Source organism: Angustibacter aerolatus, from assembly GCF_054776675.1.
Window position 1 is genome coordinate 14,541 of the sequence record NZ_BAAHBM010000004.1, and the last position, 13,106, is coordinate 27,646.

At 75.0% G+C, this 13,106-nt stretch carries 9 protein-coding genes and 1 tRNA gene; 2 read left to right on the forward strand and 8 right to left on the reverse strand.

Annotated features, from left to right (window positions below):
* Positions 1-22: 22 nt before the first annotated feature.
* From pknB to ACYVI6_RS01925, 7 genes are read right to left on the reverse strand one after another with little or no spacing between them, the layout of a single operon-like run.
* The gene (pknB, locus tag ACYVI6_RS01895) at positions 23-1,825 is read right to left on the reverse strand and encodes a Stk1 family PASTA domain-containing Ser/Thr kinase (protein WP_460444743.1); all 1,803 of its coding nucleotides are present in this window, start codon (positions 1,823-1,825) and stop codon (positions 23-25) included.
* Positions 1,822-3,417 (reverse strand): serine/threonine-protein kinase, encoded by a 1,596-nt coding sequence (locus ACYVI6_RS01900; RefSeq protein WP_460444744.1) that lies wholly within the window; start codon positions 3,415-3,417, stop codon positions 1,822-1,824. Before ACYVI6_RS01900 ends, pknB begins: the two co-directional genes overlap by 4 nt.
* Positions 3,414-4,874: a peptidoglycan D,D-transpeptidase FtsI family protein gene (locus ACYVI6_RS01905; protein ID WP_460444745.1), complete on the reverse strand. Its 1,461-nt coding sequence runs from the start codon at positions 4,872-4,874 to the stop codon at positions 3,414-3,416. The genes ACYVI6_RS01900 and ACYVI6_RS01905 overlap by 4 nt, the downstream gene beginning before the upstream one ends.
* A complete protein-coding gene (locus ACYVI6_RS01910; RefSeq protein ID WP_460444746.1) occupies positions 4,871-6,256 on the reverse strand; it encodes an FtsW/RodA/SpoVE family cell cycle protein in 1,386 nt (461 codons plus the stop codon). The genes ACYVI6_RS01905 and ACYVI6_RS01910 overlap by 4 nt, the downstream gene beginning before the upstream one ends.
* Positions 6,256-7,587, reverse strand: coding sequence for a protein phosphatase 2C domain-containing protein (locus tag ACYVI6_RS01915; protein WP_460444747.1), 1,332 nt, complete (start codon positions 7,585-7,587; stop codon positions 6,256-6,258). The genes ACYVI6_RS01910 and ACYVI6_RS01915 overlap by 1 nt, the downstream gene beginning before the upstream one ends.
* 3 nt (positions 7,588-7,590) lie before the next feature.
* Positions 7,591-8,079: an FHA domain-containing protein FhaB/FipA gene (locus ACYVI6_RS01920; RefSeq protein WP_460444748.1), complete on the reverse strand. Its 489-nt coding sequence runs from the start codon at positions 8,077-8,079 to the stop codon at positions 7,591-7,593.
* Positions 8,076-8,852: an FhaA domain-containing protein gene (locus tag ACYVI6_RS01925; RefSeq protein ID WP_460444749.1), complete on the reverse strand. Its 777-nt coding sequence runs from the start codon at positions 8,850-8,852 to the stop codon at positions 8,076-8,078. The genes ACYVI6_RS01920 and ACYVI6_RS01925 overlap by 4 nt, the downstream gene beginning before the upstream one ends.
* 177 nt (positions 8,853-9,029) lie before the next feature.
* On the opposite strand from ACYVI6_RS01925, the gene ACYVI6_RS01930 reads away from it, so the two are divergent.
* Positions 9,030-9,112, forward strand: a tRNA-Leu gene (locus tag ACYVI6_RS01930).
* A 56-nt stretch (positions 9,113-9,168) separates the two neighbouring features.
* Here ACYVI6_RS01930 and ACYVI6_RS01935 read toward each other — a convergent pair.
* On the reverse strand, positions 9,169-10,065 hold the full coding sequence (locus ACYVI6_RS01935) for an alpha/beta hydrolase family protein (protein WP_460444750.1): 897 nt from the start codon (positions 10,063-10,065) through the stop codon (positions 9,169-9,171).
* A 134-nt stretch (positions 10,066-10,199) separates the two neighbouring features.
* On the opposite strand from ACYVI6_RS01935, the gene ACYVI6_RS01940 reads away from it, so the two are divergent.
* Positions 10,200-13,067, forward strand: a complete 2,868-nt coding sequence (locus ACYVI6_RS01940; protein WP_460444751.1) for an AfsR/SARP family transcriptional regulator — start codon at positions 10,200-10,202, stop codon at positions 13,065-13,067.
* Positions 13,068-13,106 lie beyond the last annotated feature (39 nt).

A 13,106-nucleotide genomic window follows, 5' to 3' on the forward strand; every position in this document is an offset into this window, starting at 1 on the left:
CCGGGCTCGCGCGGCCTCGGCGCTACGGCGTCGCCGAGGGCGTGTCGCTCGGGGTGTCGCTCGGCGTCGCCGAGGGCGTGTCGCTCGGGGTCTCGGTCGGCGTCACCGGGGCCTTGGCCAGCACCAGGGTGATCTTCGTGCCCCGGTCGACCGTCTTGCCCTGGTCGCTCTGCTCGATCACGGTGTTCTCGGGCTGCGTGCTCTCGCGGTACTCGGTGGCGTCGACCGCGAGCCCCGCCTGGGTCAGGGCCGCAGTGGCCTCGACCAGGGTGAGGCCGTTGACGTTCGGCACCATCACCTTGCCGTTCGAGACCTGCAGGTCGACCTCGCTGCCCGAGTCCACCTGCGCGTCCTGGCCGGGCGTGCTCGACACGACCTGACCCTTGACGTGCTCGGCCGACTCGACGCGCTCGACGTCGCCCACCTTCAGCCCCGCGTCCGTGAGCGCCTGCTCCGCGTCGTCCTGGCTGAGGCCCTCGAGCGGTGGCACCGTCACCTGCGCCCGGCCGGTGCTGACGACGAGGTTCACGGTGGAGCCGCGGGCCAGCATGGTCTGGGCCGACGGGTTCGACGACACCACCGAGCCCTCGTCGACGCTGTCGCTGGCGGTCTGGGTGCGCTCGCCGATCACGAAGCCGTCCTGGCGCAGCTCGGCCTCGGCGTCGGCCTGGGCGTGCCCGACGACGTCGGGGACGGCGACCCGCGGCACCTCCGGCGTGCCCCCGAGCAGGCCGGGCAGCACGAGCACGGCGACCGCGACGAGGGCGGCGACGATCAGCCCGAGCAGCACCCACAGCCCGGTGCGCCGCGGTCGCTCCGGCTCGGACGACGGCAGCACCGGCTCGTCGGCGGGGGCGGTGGCCGGCAGCCGGGTGGTGGCCGGCGCCGGCGCGGGAGCCGCCGCGAGCGCCACCGTGGGCTCGGCGGCGGCCGACCCCCCGGCGGGTGCGCTGCCGAGCGCCGCCGAGCTGATCCGGCGACCGGCCAGCGCCGCCTCGACGTCGTCGCGGAAGTCGCCGGCCGTCTGGTAGCGGCCCTCTCGGGTCTTGACCAGCGCGTGCAGCACGATGGCGTCGACGGTGGGCGGCACGTCGGGGGCGAAGGTGCTCGGGGGCTGCGGCGCCTCGCCGACGTGCTGGTACGCCACCGCGACCGGCGAGTCGCCGACGAACGGCGGCCGTCCGGTGAGCAGCTCGAACAGCAGGCAGCCGGCCGAGTACACGTCGCTGCGGGCGTCGACCGTCTCGCCCTTGGCCTGCTCGGGCGACAGGTACTGCGCCGTGCCGATGACGGCCTGCGTCTGCGTCATCGTCGCCGAGGTGTCGGCCACGGCGCGCGCGATGCCGAAGTCCATGACCTTCACGTCGCCGGCCTCGTTGACCATGACGTTCGCGGGCTTGATGTCGCGGTGCACGATGCCGGCGCGGTGGCTGTAGGCCAGGGCCGCGAGCACGCTCGACGTGATCTGCAGCGCCTGCCGCCAGCCCATCGGCCGGCCGCCGTCGAGCAGCTCGCGCAGGGTGCGGCCGTCGACGTGCTCCATGACGATGTACGGCGTGGGCGCCCCGTCGCCGTCGGCCGCTTCCTCGCCGCTGTCGTAGACCGCGACCACCGACGGGTGGTTCAGCGCAGCCGCCGACTGGGCCTCGCGCCGGAACCTGGCCTGGAACGAGGGGTCGCGAGCCAGGTCGGACCGCAGCATCTTCACCGCGACGGTGCGCCCGAGCCGGGCGTCGCGGCCGAGGCGCACCTCGGCCATGCCGCCCCGGCCGAGCAGCTCGCCGATCTCGTAGCGTCCGCCGAGCAGGCGTGCGACGGGGCTCACGAACCGCCTCCGCCGTCGTCAGCCAGCGCCACCGCCGTCGGCTCGGCCTTCTTGGTGGGCTTGGCCTTCTTCGTCGGCTTCGCCTTCTGCGCCGGCTGGGTGGCACCCGCCGGGTCGGCGTCACCGGTGGGCGTCTCGGTCGGCGTCTTCGGTGGCGTCGTGGTGGCCGGCTCCGTGGTGGTGGGCTGCGTCGGGGTGTCGCTCGGCGTGGTGGTCGTCGTGGTGGTCGTGGTGGTCGTCGTCGTGGTGCGCGGCGCCTTGGCCACCCGGATCGTCACGGTGTCGCCGGCCTGCAGGCGGGCGGTCGGGGTCAGGCTGACCACGTTCCCCTCCTCCTGGTCGGTCGTGGTGACCACGTCGCGCTTCACCGTGAGGTCGAGCCGGCGCAGGTCGTCCTCGACGTCGTCGGCCGGGCGGCCCACGTAGGCGGCGCGGTCGAGGTCGAAGGTGTCGTCGCTCGTCGGGCTCTCGCTCGTCGACGAGGTCTCGCTGGTCGACGACGTGGTGCTCACCGAGGGGGTGCTCGCCGGGTCGGGGGTGCCGCTGGTGCCGTCGTCGCGGCTCAGCGCGTAGGCCACCGCCGCGGCGATCAGCAGGGCCAGCAGCACGAGGGCGACCCACAGGCCGGCCCGGCTGCGGCGCTCGGGCTCGGGCACCGTCGTCACGGTGGTCATCGGCGCCGGCGGCGTCACCGGGTCGATCGGCAGGGCGAGGGGAGGCACCGGCACGGCCGCGGTGCGCACGGTCGCCGGCCCGGTCGGCCAGCCGCCGGCCAGCGCGTCACCCAGCAGGTCGGCGAACGCCGCAGCGCTCGCCGGCCGCTCTGCGGGGTCCTTGGCGAGCGCCTGCATGACGACGGCGGCGACCGGCCCGGGCACGTTCGCGGGCAGCGGCGGCGGCGCGGTGTTGACCTGGGCCAGCGCGACGGCGACGGCGGTGTCGGCCTCGAACGGACGCCGGCCGGCGAGCATCTCGTAGGCGACGACCCCGAGGGAGTACACGTCGCTCTCGGGCGTGGCGGTGCGGCCCATCGCCTGCTCGGGCGAGAGGTACTGCGCGGTGCCCATGACCTCACCCGTGCGGGTCATCGGCGCCTGGTCGCCGGCCCGGGCGATGCCGAAGTCGGTGATCTTCACCCGGTGGTCGGGCGTCACGATGAGGTTGCCGGGCTTGACGTCGCGGTGGATGAGGCCGGTGGCGTGGGCGGCGTGCAGCGCGTCGGCGGCCTGCTGCAGCAGCGGCACGGCGGCCGCGGCCGGCATCGCGCCGTCGCGGGCCAGCAGCGCCGAGAGCGGCTCGCCGGGCACGAGCTCCATGACGAGGTAGGCGGTGCCGTCGTCCTCGCCGTAGTCGTAGACCTGCGCGATGCCCGGGTGGCCGAGCGACGCCGCGTGCCGGGCCTCGGCGCGGAACCGGCCGAGGAACCCCTCGTCGGTGGCGTACTCGCGGCGCAGCAGCTTGACCGCCACCACGCGGCCGAGCACGTCGTCCTCCGCGCGCCAGACCTCGCCCATGCCGCCGCCCGCGATCGGCGAGGTCAGCACGTAGCGACCGCCGACACGGGTGCCGGACTCGGGGTGCAGGGGACTCATGACTTCAGCACCGCTTCCATGACAGCCTTCGCGATCGGCGCGGCGACCTTGCCGCCGAACGCCTCGTTGCCGGCCTTGCCGCCGTCCTCGACGACGACCGCGACCGCGACCTTCGGGTCCTCCGCGGGTGCGAAGGCCGTGAACCACGCGTGCGGCGGCTCGCCCTTGCCCTGCTGGGCGGTGCCGGTCTTGCCGGCGACGCTGACGCCGGGGATCTGCGCCAGGGTGCCGGTGCCGTTGCTGACCACGGCCTGCATCATCCGGGTCAGCTGCGCGGCGACGTCCGGGGTGACCGCCTGGCTCAGCTGCTGCGGCCGGGCCTGGTCGATGACGTCGAGGTCGGGGCTGCGCACGGTCTTCACGACGTACGGCGACATGACGCGCCCGCCGTCGGCGATCGCCGCGCTGACCATCGCCATCTGCAGCGGCGTGACCCGCACGTCGAACTGGCCGATGGCGGCCTGGGCGCTCTGCGGCGGGTTCATGCCCTCGGGCACGCTGCTCGGCGTCACCGACATGGGGATGCGCAGCCGGTCGCCGAACCCGAACTTCTGGGCCTGCTCGCGCAGCGCGTCGCCGCCCAGCTTCAGCCCGAGCCAGCCGTACGCCGTGTTGCACGAGATCTCGAGCGCCCGGGTCAGGTCGACCTCGTCGTTCGCCCCGCAGGCGCCGGCGAAGTCGTTCGGCAGGTCGGCGCTGGTCTGCGGCAGGTCGAGGCTGGCGCCGCCGAACACCTTGCTGTGCTCGTCGTAGTCGCCCGACGACAGCGCGGCCGCGGAGGTGACGATCTTGAACGTCGAGCCCGGCGGGTACAGGTCGCCGGCGATCGCGCGGTCGACCAGCGGGTCGTCCTCGTCGGCGTTCAGCTCCTTGTACGCCTTCGCGACCTTCGACAGGTCGTGGCCCGCCAGGTCGTTCGGGTCGTACGTCGGGTGGCTCACGAGCGCCAGGATCGCGCCGGTCGACGGGTCGAGCGCGACGACGGCGCCCTTCTGGTCGCCGAGCGCCTCGTCCGCAGCCTTCTGGGCCGCGGGGTCGACGGTCAGCTCGACGCTCGCGCCCTGCGGCTCGCGGCCCGTCACCAGGTCGACCATGCGGCGGTAGAAGAGCTGGTCGCTCGAGCCGGCCAGCAGGGAGTTCTCGCCGCGCTCGACGCCGTCGCCGGCCCCGTAGACGAACGAGTAGTACCCGGTGAGGTGGCTGTAGAGCTCGGGGTCGCCGGTGTACTCCCGCACGTACCGCAGCTGGTCGTCGGTCGCCTTCGAGCGGGCGATCGGGGTGCCGGCCACGATGATCGGCCCGCGCTCGCGGGCGTAGTTCTCCAGCAGGGTGCGCCGGTTCTGCGGCTTGTCGCGGTAGCTCGACGCCTGCACGAACTGGATGTACGTCGACGACAGCAGCAGCGTGCCGAACAGCACCAGCACGACCGCGGCGACCCGGCGGATGGGGGTGTTCACGGCACCCTCACCACCTGGGTCTCGGCACCGGCGGCGGGGTCGACGACCGGGCCGGGCGGCGGCGCCGGACGGCGGGCCTGGTCGCTGATCCGCAGCAGCAGCCCGAGGATCGCCCAGTTCGCGACCAGCGACGAGCCGCCGTACGAGAGGAACGGGATCGTCAGGCCGGTCAGCGGGATCACCCGGGTGACGCCGCCGATGACCACGAAGCACTGCAGCGCGAAGGTGAACGACAGCCCGGTGGCCAGCAGCTTGCCGAAGCCGTCGCGCACGCCGAGCCCGGTGCGCAGGCCGCGCTCGACGAGCAGCAGGTAGAGCAGCAGCAGCGCGAAGACGCCGATGAGGCCGATCTCCTCGCCGAACGAGGGGAAGATCAGGTCGCTCTCGGCGTAGTAGTTCAGGTCCGGGCGGCCCTGGCCGAGCCCGGTGCCGAGCAGGCCGCCGTTGGCCATGCCGAACAGCCCGCGCACGATCTGGTCGCTGGTCTCGAGGGCCTTCTGCGAGAACGGGTGCAGCCACAGCAGCACACGGGTCTGCACGTGCCCGAACAGCAGGTAGGCCACGTAGCTGCCGCCGACGAACAGCAGCAGGCCGATCGCGATCCAGCTGGTGCGCTCGGTCGCCACGTAGAGCAGCGCGACGAACAGCCCGAAGAACAGCAGCGACGACCCGAGGTCGCGCTCGAACACCAGCACGCCCAGGCTCGCCAGCCAGGCGACGAGGATCGGGCCCAGGTCGCGGGCGCGGGGCAGCGAGAAGCCGACGAACCGGCGTCCGACGAGCGAGAGGGCGTCGCGGGTCTGCACCAGGTAGCCGGCGAAGAACACCGCGAGCAGGATCTTGGCCAGCTCGCCGGGCTGGAACGACAGCGGCCCGAGGCCGATCCAGATGCGCGAGCCGTTGATGTTCTTGCCGATGCCGGGCGCGAGCGGCAGCAGCAGCAGCACCAGGCCGCCGGCCATCGCGATGTAGGTGAAGCGCTGCAGCCGCCGGTGGTCGCCGAGCAGCCACAGGATGAGCAGGCACAGCGCGACGCCGATGGTCATCCAGATCAGCTGCCGGAACGCGAACGCGCCGCCCCCGCTGCGCTCGTGGGCGCGGTCGAGCCGGTGGATCATCACCAGGCCGAGCCCGTTGAGCACGGTGGCGATCGGCAGCATGACGGGGTCGGCGTACTTCGCTCGCAGCCGCAGCGTCACGTGCACGGCGCCGACCAGCACGATCAGCCCCACGCCGTACGACACCAGACTCGGCGGCAGCTCGTCGTCCATCGCGATGCCGACGCTGGCGTAGGCCAGCAGCACGATGAGCACGGCGAAGACCAGCAGCACCAGCTCGACGTTGCGCCGGGTGCGGGGCGCCAGGGTGGTGACGGTCGCCATCAGCCCGCCCCTCCGCAGCCCGGGTTGGTGGGTGTGGCCGACGGCGTCGGCGCGGTGGTCGGGCTCGCGGTCGGGGCCACGGACGGCGGGGCGCTGGCGTTCGGGGTCGGCACCGGTGCGGCGCAGTCGAGGGCCTGCGACCGCAGCTCGCCGACCTTGGTGCGGGCGTCCTGCAGGTCGTCGGCGGTCAGCGACGAGCCGACCTGCTCGCGGCTGTACTCGGGCAGGTCGGCCAGTGCGATGCCGGGCCGCTCGGCGACGTGCGACATGCGGATCGGGCCGATGTCCTGCGGCAGGCCCTTGAAGATCGCGACCTGGTCGCCGTCGGCGCCCACGTAGTACTGCTGCTGGCTCCAGCCGTACGCCGCCCAGCCACCGGCGACGAGCACGGCGAGCACGGCGACGAGCACGAGGGCCCGCACCACCCAGCGCCCCGCCGACGCGGGCGGCCGCACCGGCATCGCGTCGTCGACGTCGTCGTCCGCCGGCTGGGGACGGGTCAGCGCAGCGGCCTTCGCGGCCGGGCTGGTGGGAGCGGACGGCGTCACGGTGCCGTGCGTCGCGGCGGCCCCCACCACCTCCGGCACGGTGGTCGCGGTGCCCGAGCTCGGGTGGACGACGTCGGCCACGATGCAGGTGACGTTGTCGGGGGCGCCCCCGCGCAGCGCCATCTGCAGCAGCTGGTCGGCGGCGGCGTCCGGGTCGGCGGCCTCGGTGAGCGTCTCGCGCAGCGTCTCCTCGCGGATCACGCCGGTGAGCCCGTCGGAGCACAGCAGGTAGCGGTCGCCCACGCGCGCCTCGCGCACCGACAGGTCGGGGTCGTCGTCGCGGTGGCCCGACAGCACGCGGGTCACGATGTTGCGCTGCGGGTGCGTCTCGGCCTCGTCGGCGGTGATCCGGCCGTCGTCGACGAGCGTCTGCACGAAGGTGTGGTCGCGGGTGATGCGGGTCAGCTCGCCGTCGCGCAGCAGGTAGCCGCGCGAGTCGCCGATGTGCGCCAGCGCCAGCTTGGAGTCGTACCGCACGAGCACGGTGGCCGTGGTGCCCATGCCGGCGAGCACCGGCTCGTCCTCGGCGCGCGCGGCGATCTGCTGGTTGGCCTCGCGCAGCGCCTGCGCCAGCTCGGTGACCGCCTCGCCGCCCAGGGTGTCGCCGTCGAGCGCCACCAGGCGGCCCACGGCGACCGAGCTGGCGACGTCGCCGCCGGCGTGCCCGCCCATGCCGTCGCAGACCGCGAGCAGGTGCGGCCCGGCGTACCCGGAGTCCTGGTTGTTCGTGTAGCGGCCGAGCCCCACGTCGGACCGGGCGGCGTAGCGCAGCGCGAGGGCCACCGGCTACCTGCGCAGCTCGAGGACGGTGGTGCCGATGCGCAGCGTCGACCCGACCTCGAGCCGCACCGGCTCGCCGGTGATGCGCTGCTGGCCGGAGAAGGTGCCGTTGGTGCTGCCGAGGTCCTCGACGAACCACTCGTCGCCCTGCGGGTAGATCCGCGCGTGCCGGCCCGAGGCGTAGTCGTCGTCGAGCACGAGCGTCGACTCGGGGCTGCGGCCGATGAGCACCGACTGCGAGCCGAGCGCGATGGTGGTGCCGCGCAGCGGGCCCTCGGTGACCAGCACCGAGCTCGGCGTCCGCTTGTCGCGCTTCGGGGCCTTCGACTCGCGGGCGACGGCGGGCTGCGGCTCGGGCGGCGTGCACGGCCCGGCCTTCTGCGTCACCCGGGTGCCGAAGAGGTCGCCGCGCAGCACGCCGACGACCGAGAACACGAACACCCAGAGGACGACGAGCAGACCCAGCCGGACGACGGTGACGGTGAGCTCGTTCATCGCTCCCCGCTGCGGTAGACGGCACGCGTGCGGCCGATCGTGATGGCGGCGTGCTCGCCGAGGTCGGTGGCGCGCACCCGCTCGCCGTCGACGAAGGTGCCGTTCGTCGAGCCCAGGTCGCGCAGCGTCGCGGTGAGGTGCGGGCCGTCGGTGGTGACCCGGATCTCGGCGTGCCGGCGCGAGACGCCCGGGTCGTCGAGCACGACGTCGGCCTCCTCGCCGCGGCCGATGACCGTGGTGGCCCCGACCAGGGGGTAGGCGTGCCCGTCGATGTCGAGCCACGGACGGCCGGTGCTCTGCGCGGACGGCGCGGCGGCCCGGCGCGGCGGCGGCGTCGGGATGCCCGGGTCGGGGTCGCGCGGGATGGGCGGCGGCGCCGCCGGGCGGTGCTCGGCCTGGCGGCCGCGCACGGTCTGGCTGCGCACGTTGAACACCCCGGTGTCGAGCTCGGGGCGCTCCTCGATCGCGACGGTCACCGGGCCGACGAACGCGTAACCCTGCTGCTCGGCGTGCGCCCGCAGGTTCGCGGCGAGCTCCTCGGTGAGCGCGTCGGCCATGTCGTGCAGCCGGTCGTGGTCGGTGGCGCCGAGCTCGACGACGTACGTGTTCGGCACGAGGGTGCGGCCGCGGCCGATGACCGCGGCCTTCTCGTCGGCCGCCTTGCGCAGCGCGCTGGCGATCTCGACCGGCTGCACCTCCGACCGGAACACCTTGGCGAACGTGCCGTTCACGGCGCGCTCGATCCCCTTCTCGAAGCGGTCGAGAACACCCATCGCGGCACCTCCCGTGCTCGTTCCCAGTCGTGCGGCCGGCCGTGCGTCCTGATCGCGGGCAGCGCGGAGCGGTCCCTGCGCCGTCGGCGATCCTATCGGTGGTCGGGCGCTCTGCCCGCCCGTGCTAATCTCGACGCCGGTCTTGCACCGGGTCTTCACGACTCCTGCAGGGCCTGCGCGCGAGTGGCGGAACGGCAGACGCGCTGGCTTCAGGTGCCAGTGTCCGAAAGGGCGTGGGGGTTCAAATCCCCCCTCGCGCACCCCATGACGAAGGGCCTCGACCTCACCGGTCGGGGCCCTTCGTCGTCCGGTCGGCCTAGGCCAGGGTGCGCTGCAGGAACTCCACCACGGCCTCGACGGCCTCGTGCTGGACGTCGTCGAGCAGGGGCTCGCCGTCGGGGCCGAGCTCGACGAACAGCGGGTAGCCGTGCACGTCGTGCCCCCAGGAGCGCCACTCGGCGTCGGGGCGGTGCTCGGCGAGCAGCTCGTACGTCGCGCGGAACACGCCCTGCAGCTCGTCGCCCTCGCGGCCGACCACGAGCACCGGGAGGTCGACACTCGACAGCCGCGCCTCGGCGACGGGGCGGTCGACGCGGGCGAGCACGGCCTCGACGTCCTGCAGCTGCAGGCTCTCGATGTCGCGCAGGCCGGTGACCGGGTCGGGCGGGGTGAGGTCGCTGGTGTCGAGGTGCAGCAGCTCGTGGCTGGCCGGCTCGATCGCGACGCCGGCGCGCAGCAGGCCCGGGTACTGCGACACCAGCTTGAACAGCATCTCGCCGGCGTGGCTGACGCCGATGTGGCCCAGGCGCGCTGCGTCGACCTGCGGGTGCGCGGCGACGTCGCGCAGGATCGCGACCTCGTCCTCGTACTCCAGCGGCGCGCGGTTCAGCAGGTCCATGCCCTGCCGCCGCTCGATCACCAGCTCGCCGCCATCGTGGTACCCCAGCTCGACCTCGCTGCGGTAGCGCGCCCAGCCGCAGGCGAAGCCGGCAGCGAGCAGGCGGTCGGTGATCCACCGGTACCGGTGGGTGCGGTCGCGCAGCCACTCCATGCCGCCGCCGCCGTTGCCGTAGGCGACCAGCACGAAGGGGAAGGAGCCCGTGTCGGCCGGGGTGCGCACGGCGTACGGCGTGTAGACGCCGTCGAGCGTCTCGGCCAGGAAGTAGTCGACCGGCCGGTCGTGCCCGGGCAGGTCCTCGCGCTCGAGGTGCATCGTCGCCGTCCTCCGTGTGGTGTGCCGCGCACGCTAGGGCTGATCGCAAACGATTGCAAGAGCCCGAGCCGCCGGTACACGGGGCTGCACAGTTGCCGTTGCTTGAGTAGTGTCGTGTCGTCGGAGGAGGTGCGGTGGGCCCTGGGCTCTCGGGGGGCGAGCGGCCCACCACGACCGTCCTGCTGCTCGGCCCGGTCGAGGTCGAGGTCGCGGGTGCGCGCCGCCGCGCCGGTTCGCCCATGCAGCAGGCGCTCCTCGCCGTGCTGGCCTCGCAGCCGGGTCGCACCTGGACGCAGGCCGAGCTGGTCGAGGCCGTGTGGGGCAGCAGCGCGCCCGACCGCGCCGCCGCGAGCCTGCACACGCACGTCTGGGCGCTGCGCCGGCTGCTCGGGGCCGAGCACATCGTCCGGTCCGCCGGCGGGTACGCCCTGGTGCTGCCGGACGACGCGTGCGACGTCGACCAGGCGCAGGCCGCCCCGCTCGCGGCGTCGCGCGCGGTCGCGGACGGCGACCCGGAGCGCGCGGCCGCCGTGCTGGGTGACGCCCTGGGGCTGTGGCGCGGCAGCGCCCTCGCCGGCGTCCCGGGCCTGGCGGCCGACGCCCACCGCGCCGAGCTCGGGCAGCTGCGGGCGCGGATCGCCGAGCAGCTCGTGGAGCTGCTGCTGGGCCTCGGCCGGCCCGACGAGGCGGCGGCGCGGCTCGCCGAGGTGGTCGAGGCCGACCCGCTGCGCGAGCGCAGCTCGGCCCTGCTGGTCACCGCGCTGCTGGCCGCCGGACGCCGCACCGATGCCCAGCGCGAGCTGACGCGGGTGCGCCGGGCGCTGCGCGAGGAGCTGGGCCTGGCGCCGGGCGCGGGCCTGCAGCGGCTCGCCGCGCAGCTCGACGCCGACGGCGACGGCTCCCGCTCGGTGCCGCGGCAGCTGCCGGCCCGCACCGCAGGCTTCAGCGGCCGAGCCGCCGAGCTGCAGCAGGTGGTCGCCGCCGTCGTGCAGGGCTCCGACCCGGGGCAGGACGGCGCGCTGGTCGCCGTCACCGGGGCCGGCGGCCTGGGCAAGACGGCGCTCGCCGTGCAGGTCGCCCACCAGCTCGCGACGGCCTTCCCCGACGGGCAGCTGTTCGGGGCGTTCCACGCGCACGACCCGAGCGGGGTCGAGCGCACCGCCGCCGACGTGCTGCCCGGCTTCCTGCGGGCCCTGGGCACCGAGAGCGAGCAGCTGCCGTTCTCGCTCGACGAGCAGACCACGCTGCTGCGCTCGCTGCTGCACGGACGCCGCGTGCTGCTGCTGCTCGACGACGTGCCCGGTCCCGATGTCGTGCGGGCGCTGCTGCCGGCGTCCGGGGGGTGCGCCGTGCTGGTCACCAGCCGTCGCGCGGTGCCCGGGCTGGTGGCCCGCGAGGGCGCGCACGAGGTGGTGCTGCAGCCCTTCTCGACGGCCGCGGGCGTGGCGCTGCTGCACGGCGTGGTCGACCGCGACCGCGACGACGGGCCGGTGGCCAGCGCACCCCGGCAGGCGGCGCGGCTGGTCGGGTTGTGCGGGGGCTGGCCGCTCGGGCTGCGGCTCGTCGCCAGCCGCCTGGCCCGGGCGAGCACGGCCGACCTCGACCGGGCCGTCGCCGAGCTCGTCGACGTCCGCACGCGGCTGCACCGGCTGGGGGTGCCGGACGACCCGCAGTCCGACGTCCGGACGGTGCTGCAGTGGTCGGTCGACGAGCTGTCGCCGGGCGCGCGGCGGGCGTACGGCGCGGCCGGTCTGCTGCCGGAGGGCAGCGCGAGCGCGGCGGTGCTGGCCGCCGCGCTCGCCGTGCCGGAGCCGGACGCCGCAGCGGCCCTGGCCGAGCTCGCCGACCACCACCTGGCGACCGCGACACCGCGCGACGTCGGTGCGGGGTTCCTGGTGCTGCACGACCTGGTGCGGCTGCACGCCCAGCAGGAGGCGCGGACGTGGTCGGAGACCGTGCGCCGCGACGGGCTCGACGCGATGCTGTCGTGGTACGAGCGGGCCTGCGGTGCCGTGCTGCACGCCGCCTCGCCGACCACGGACGGCGACGACGCGGACGAGGGCCGGTCGGCCGTGCTCGCCGAGCTGGGGGTGCACGACGCCGGGGCTGCGGGGCGCTGGCTGGCCGAGCGCGACGGCGAGCTGCGCGCGGTGGTGCGGACCGCCGCCGCGGCCCGGCACCCGGCGGCGTACCGGCTCGTCGAGACCCTGCGGCTGCGGCTGTTCGACGCGCGGCCCCTCGACCCGCGCCAGTCGGTGGCCGAGCTCGTCGCCGGGTGGGAGCCGGTGGTCGAGCTGGCCCGCGCCGGCGCCGCCCGCGACGGCGAGACCGAGCTGCAGAGCCGGCTCTCGACGCTGCTCGCCACCTTCGCGGCGTACGGGTCGCGCTACGACGACGCCCTGCGGCTGCAGCGCGAGGCGGCCGAGCAGTCACCGGACGGCGCGCACACCGGCCGGCTGGGGTGGCGGCTGTACGAGGCCGGGCGCTACGCCGAGGCGGCGGAGCAGCTGGCGGTCGCCGTCGAGCGTCCGCAGGCGACCCTCACGGCCCGGTCCAGCCTGTCGACCTACCTGGCCGACGCCCTGCTCGCGGACGGTCGCCCCGAGGAGGCGCTGGCCGTCGCCGAGCGCACCGAGGCGCTGCTCGCCGAGCACGCGGACGACGGCGCGCTGGACGTCGTCGCCGTCGTGACGAACACCCGCCGGCTGGGGCGCCTGCACCGCCGGCTGGGCCGCCCGCGCCCGGCCCGCGCGCTGCTGACCAGGGCGGTCGAGCTGGGGCGGCGGGAGTCGCTGTGGGACGAGCTGGGCTGGGCGGCGCTGGAGCTGGCGGCGGTGGAGGACCGGCTGGGCGACGCCCCGGCCGCACGGCGCTGGCTGCACCGGGCGCTGCCGTACGCGCGCACCTTCCTGCCGTTCGCGCAGGACGAGCTGGCCCGCTTCCCCGAGCTGGACGCCGCGGTGCGCCCGTTCGTCGAGCAGCTGGCACGGCTGGACGACTGACCCGGCGTCCGGCAGACAATCGATTGCACTCGGCGGGCG

Excerpts from the sequence above, each read along its gene's own strand:
- ACYVI6_RS01900 (WP_460444744.1), bottom strand. The coding sequence starts at position 3,417 with ATGAGTCCCCTGCACCCCGAGTCCGGCACCCGTGTCGGCGGTCGCTAC.
- ACYVI6_RS01910 (WP_460444746.1), bottom strand. The coding sequence starts at position 6,256 with ATGGCGACCGTCACCACCCTGGCGCCCCGCACCCGGCGCAACGTCGAG.
- ACYVI6_RS01920 (WP_460444748.1), bottom strand. The coding sequence starts at position 8,079 with ATGAACGAGCTCACCGTCACCGTCGTCCGGCTGGGTCTGCTCGTCGTC.
- ACYVI6_RS01925 (WP_460444749.1), bottom strand. The coding sequence starts at position 8,852 with ATGGGTGTTCTCGACCGCTTCGAGAAGGGGATCGAGCGCGCCGTGAAC.
- ACYVI6_RS01935 (WP_460444750.1), bottom strand. The coding sequence starts at position 10,065 with ATGCACCTCGAGCGCGAGGACCTGCCCGGGCACGACCGGCCGGTCGAC.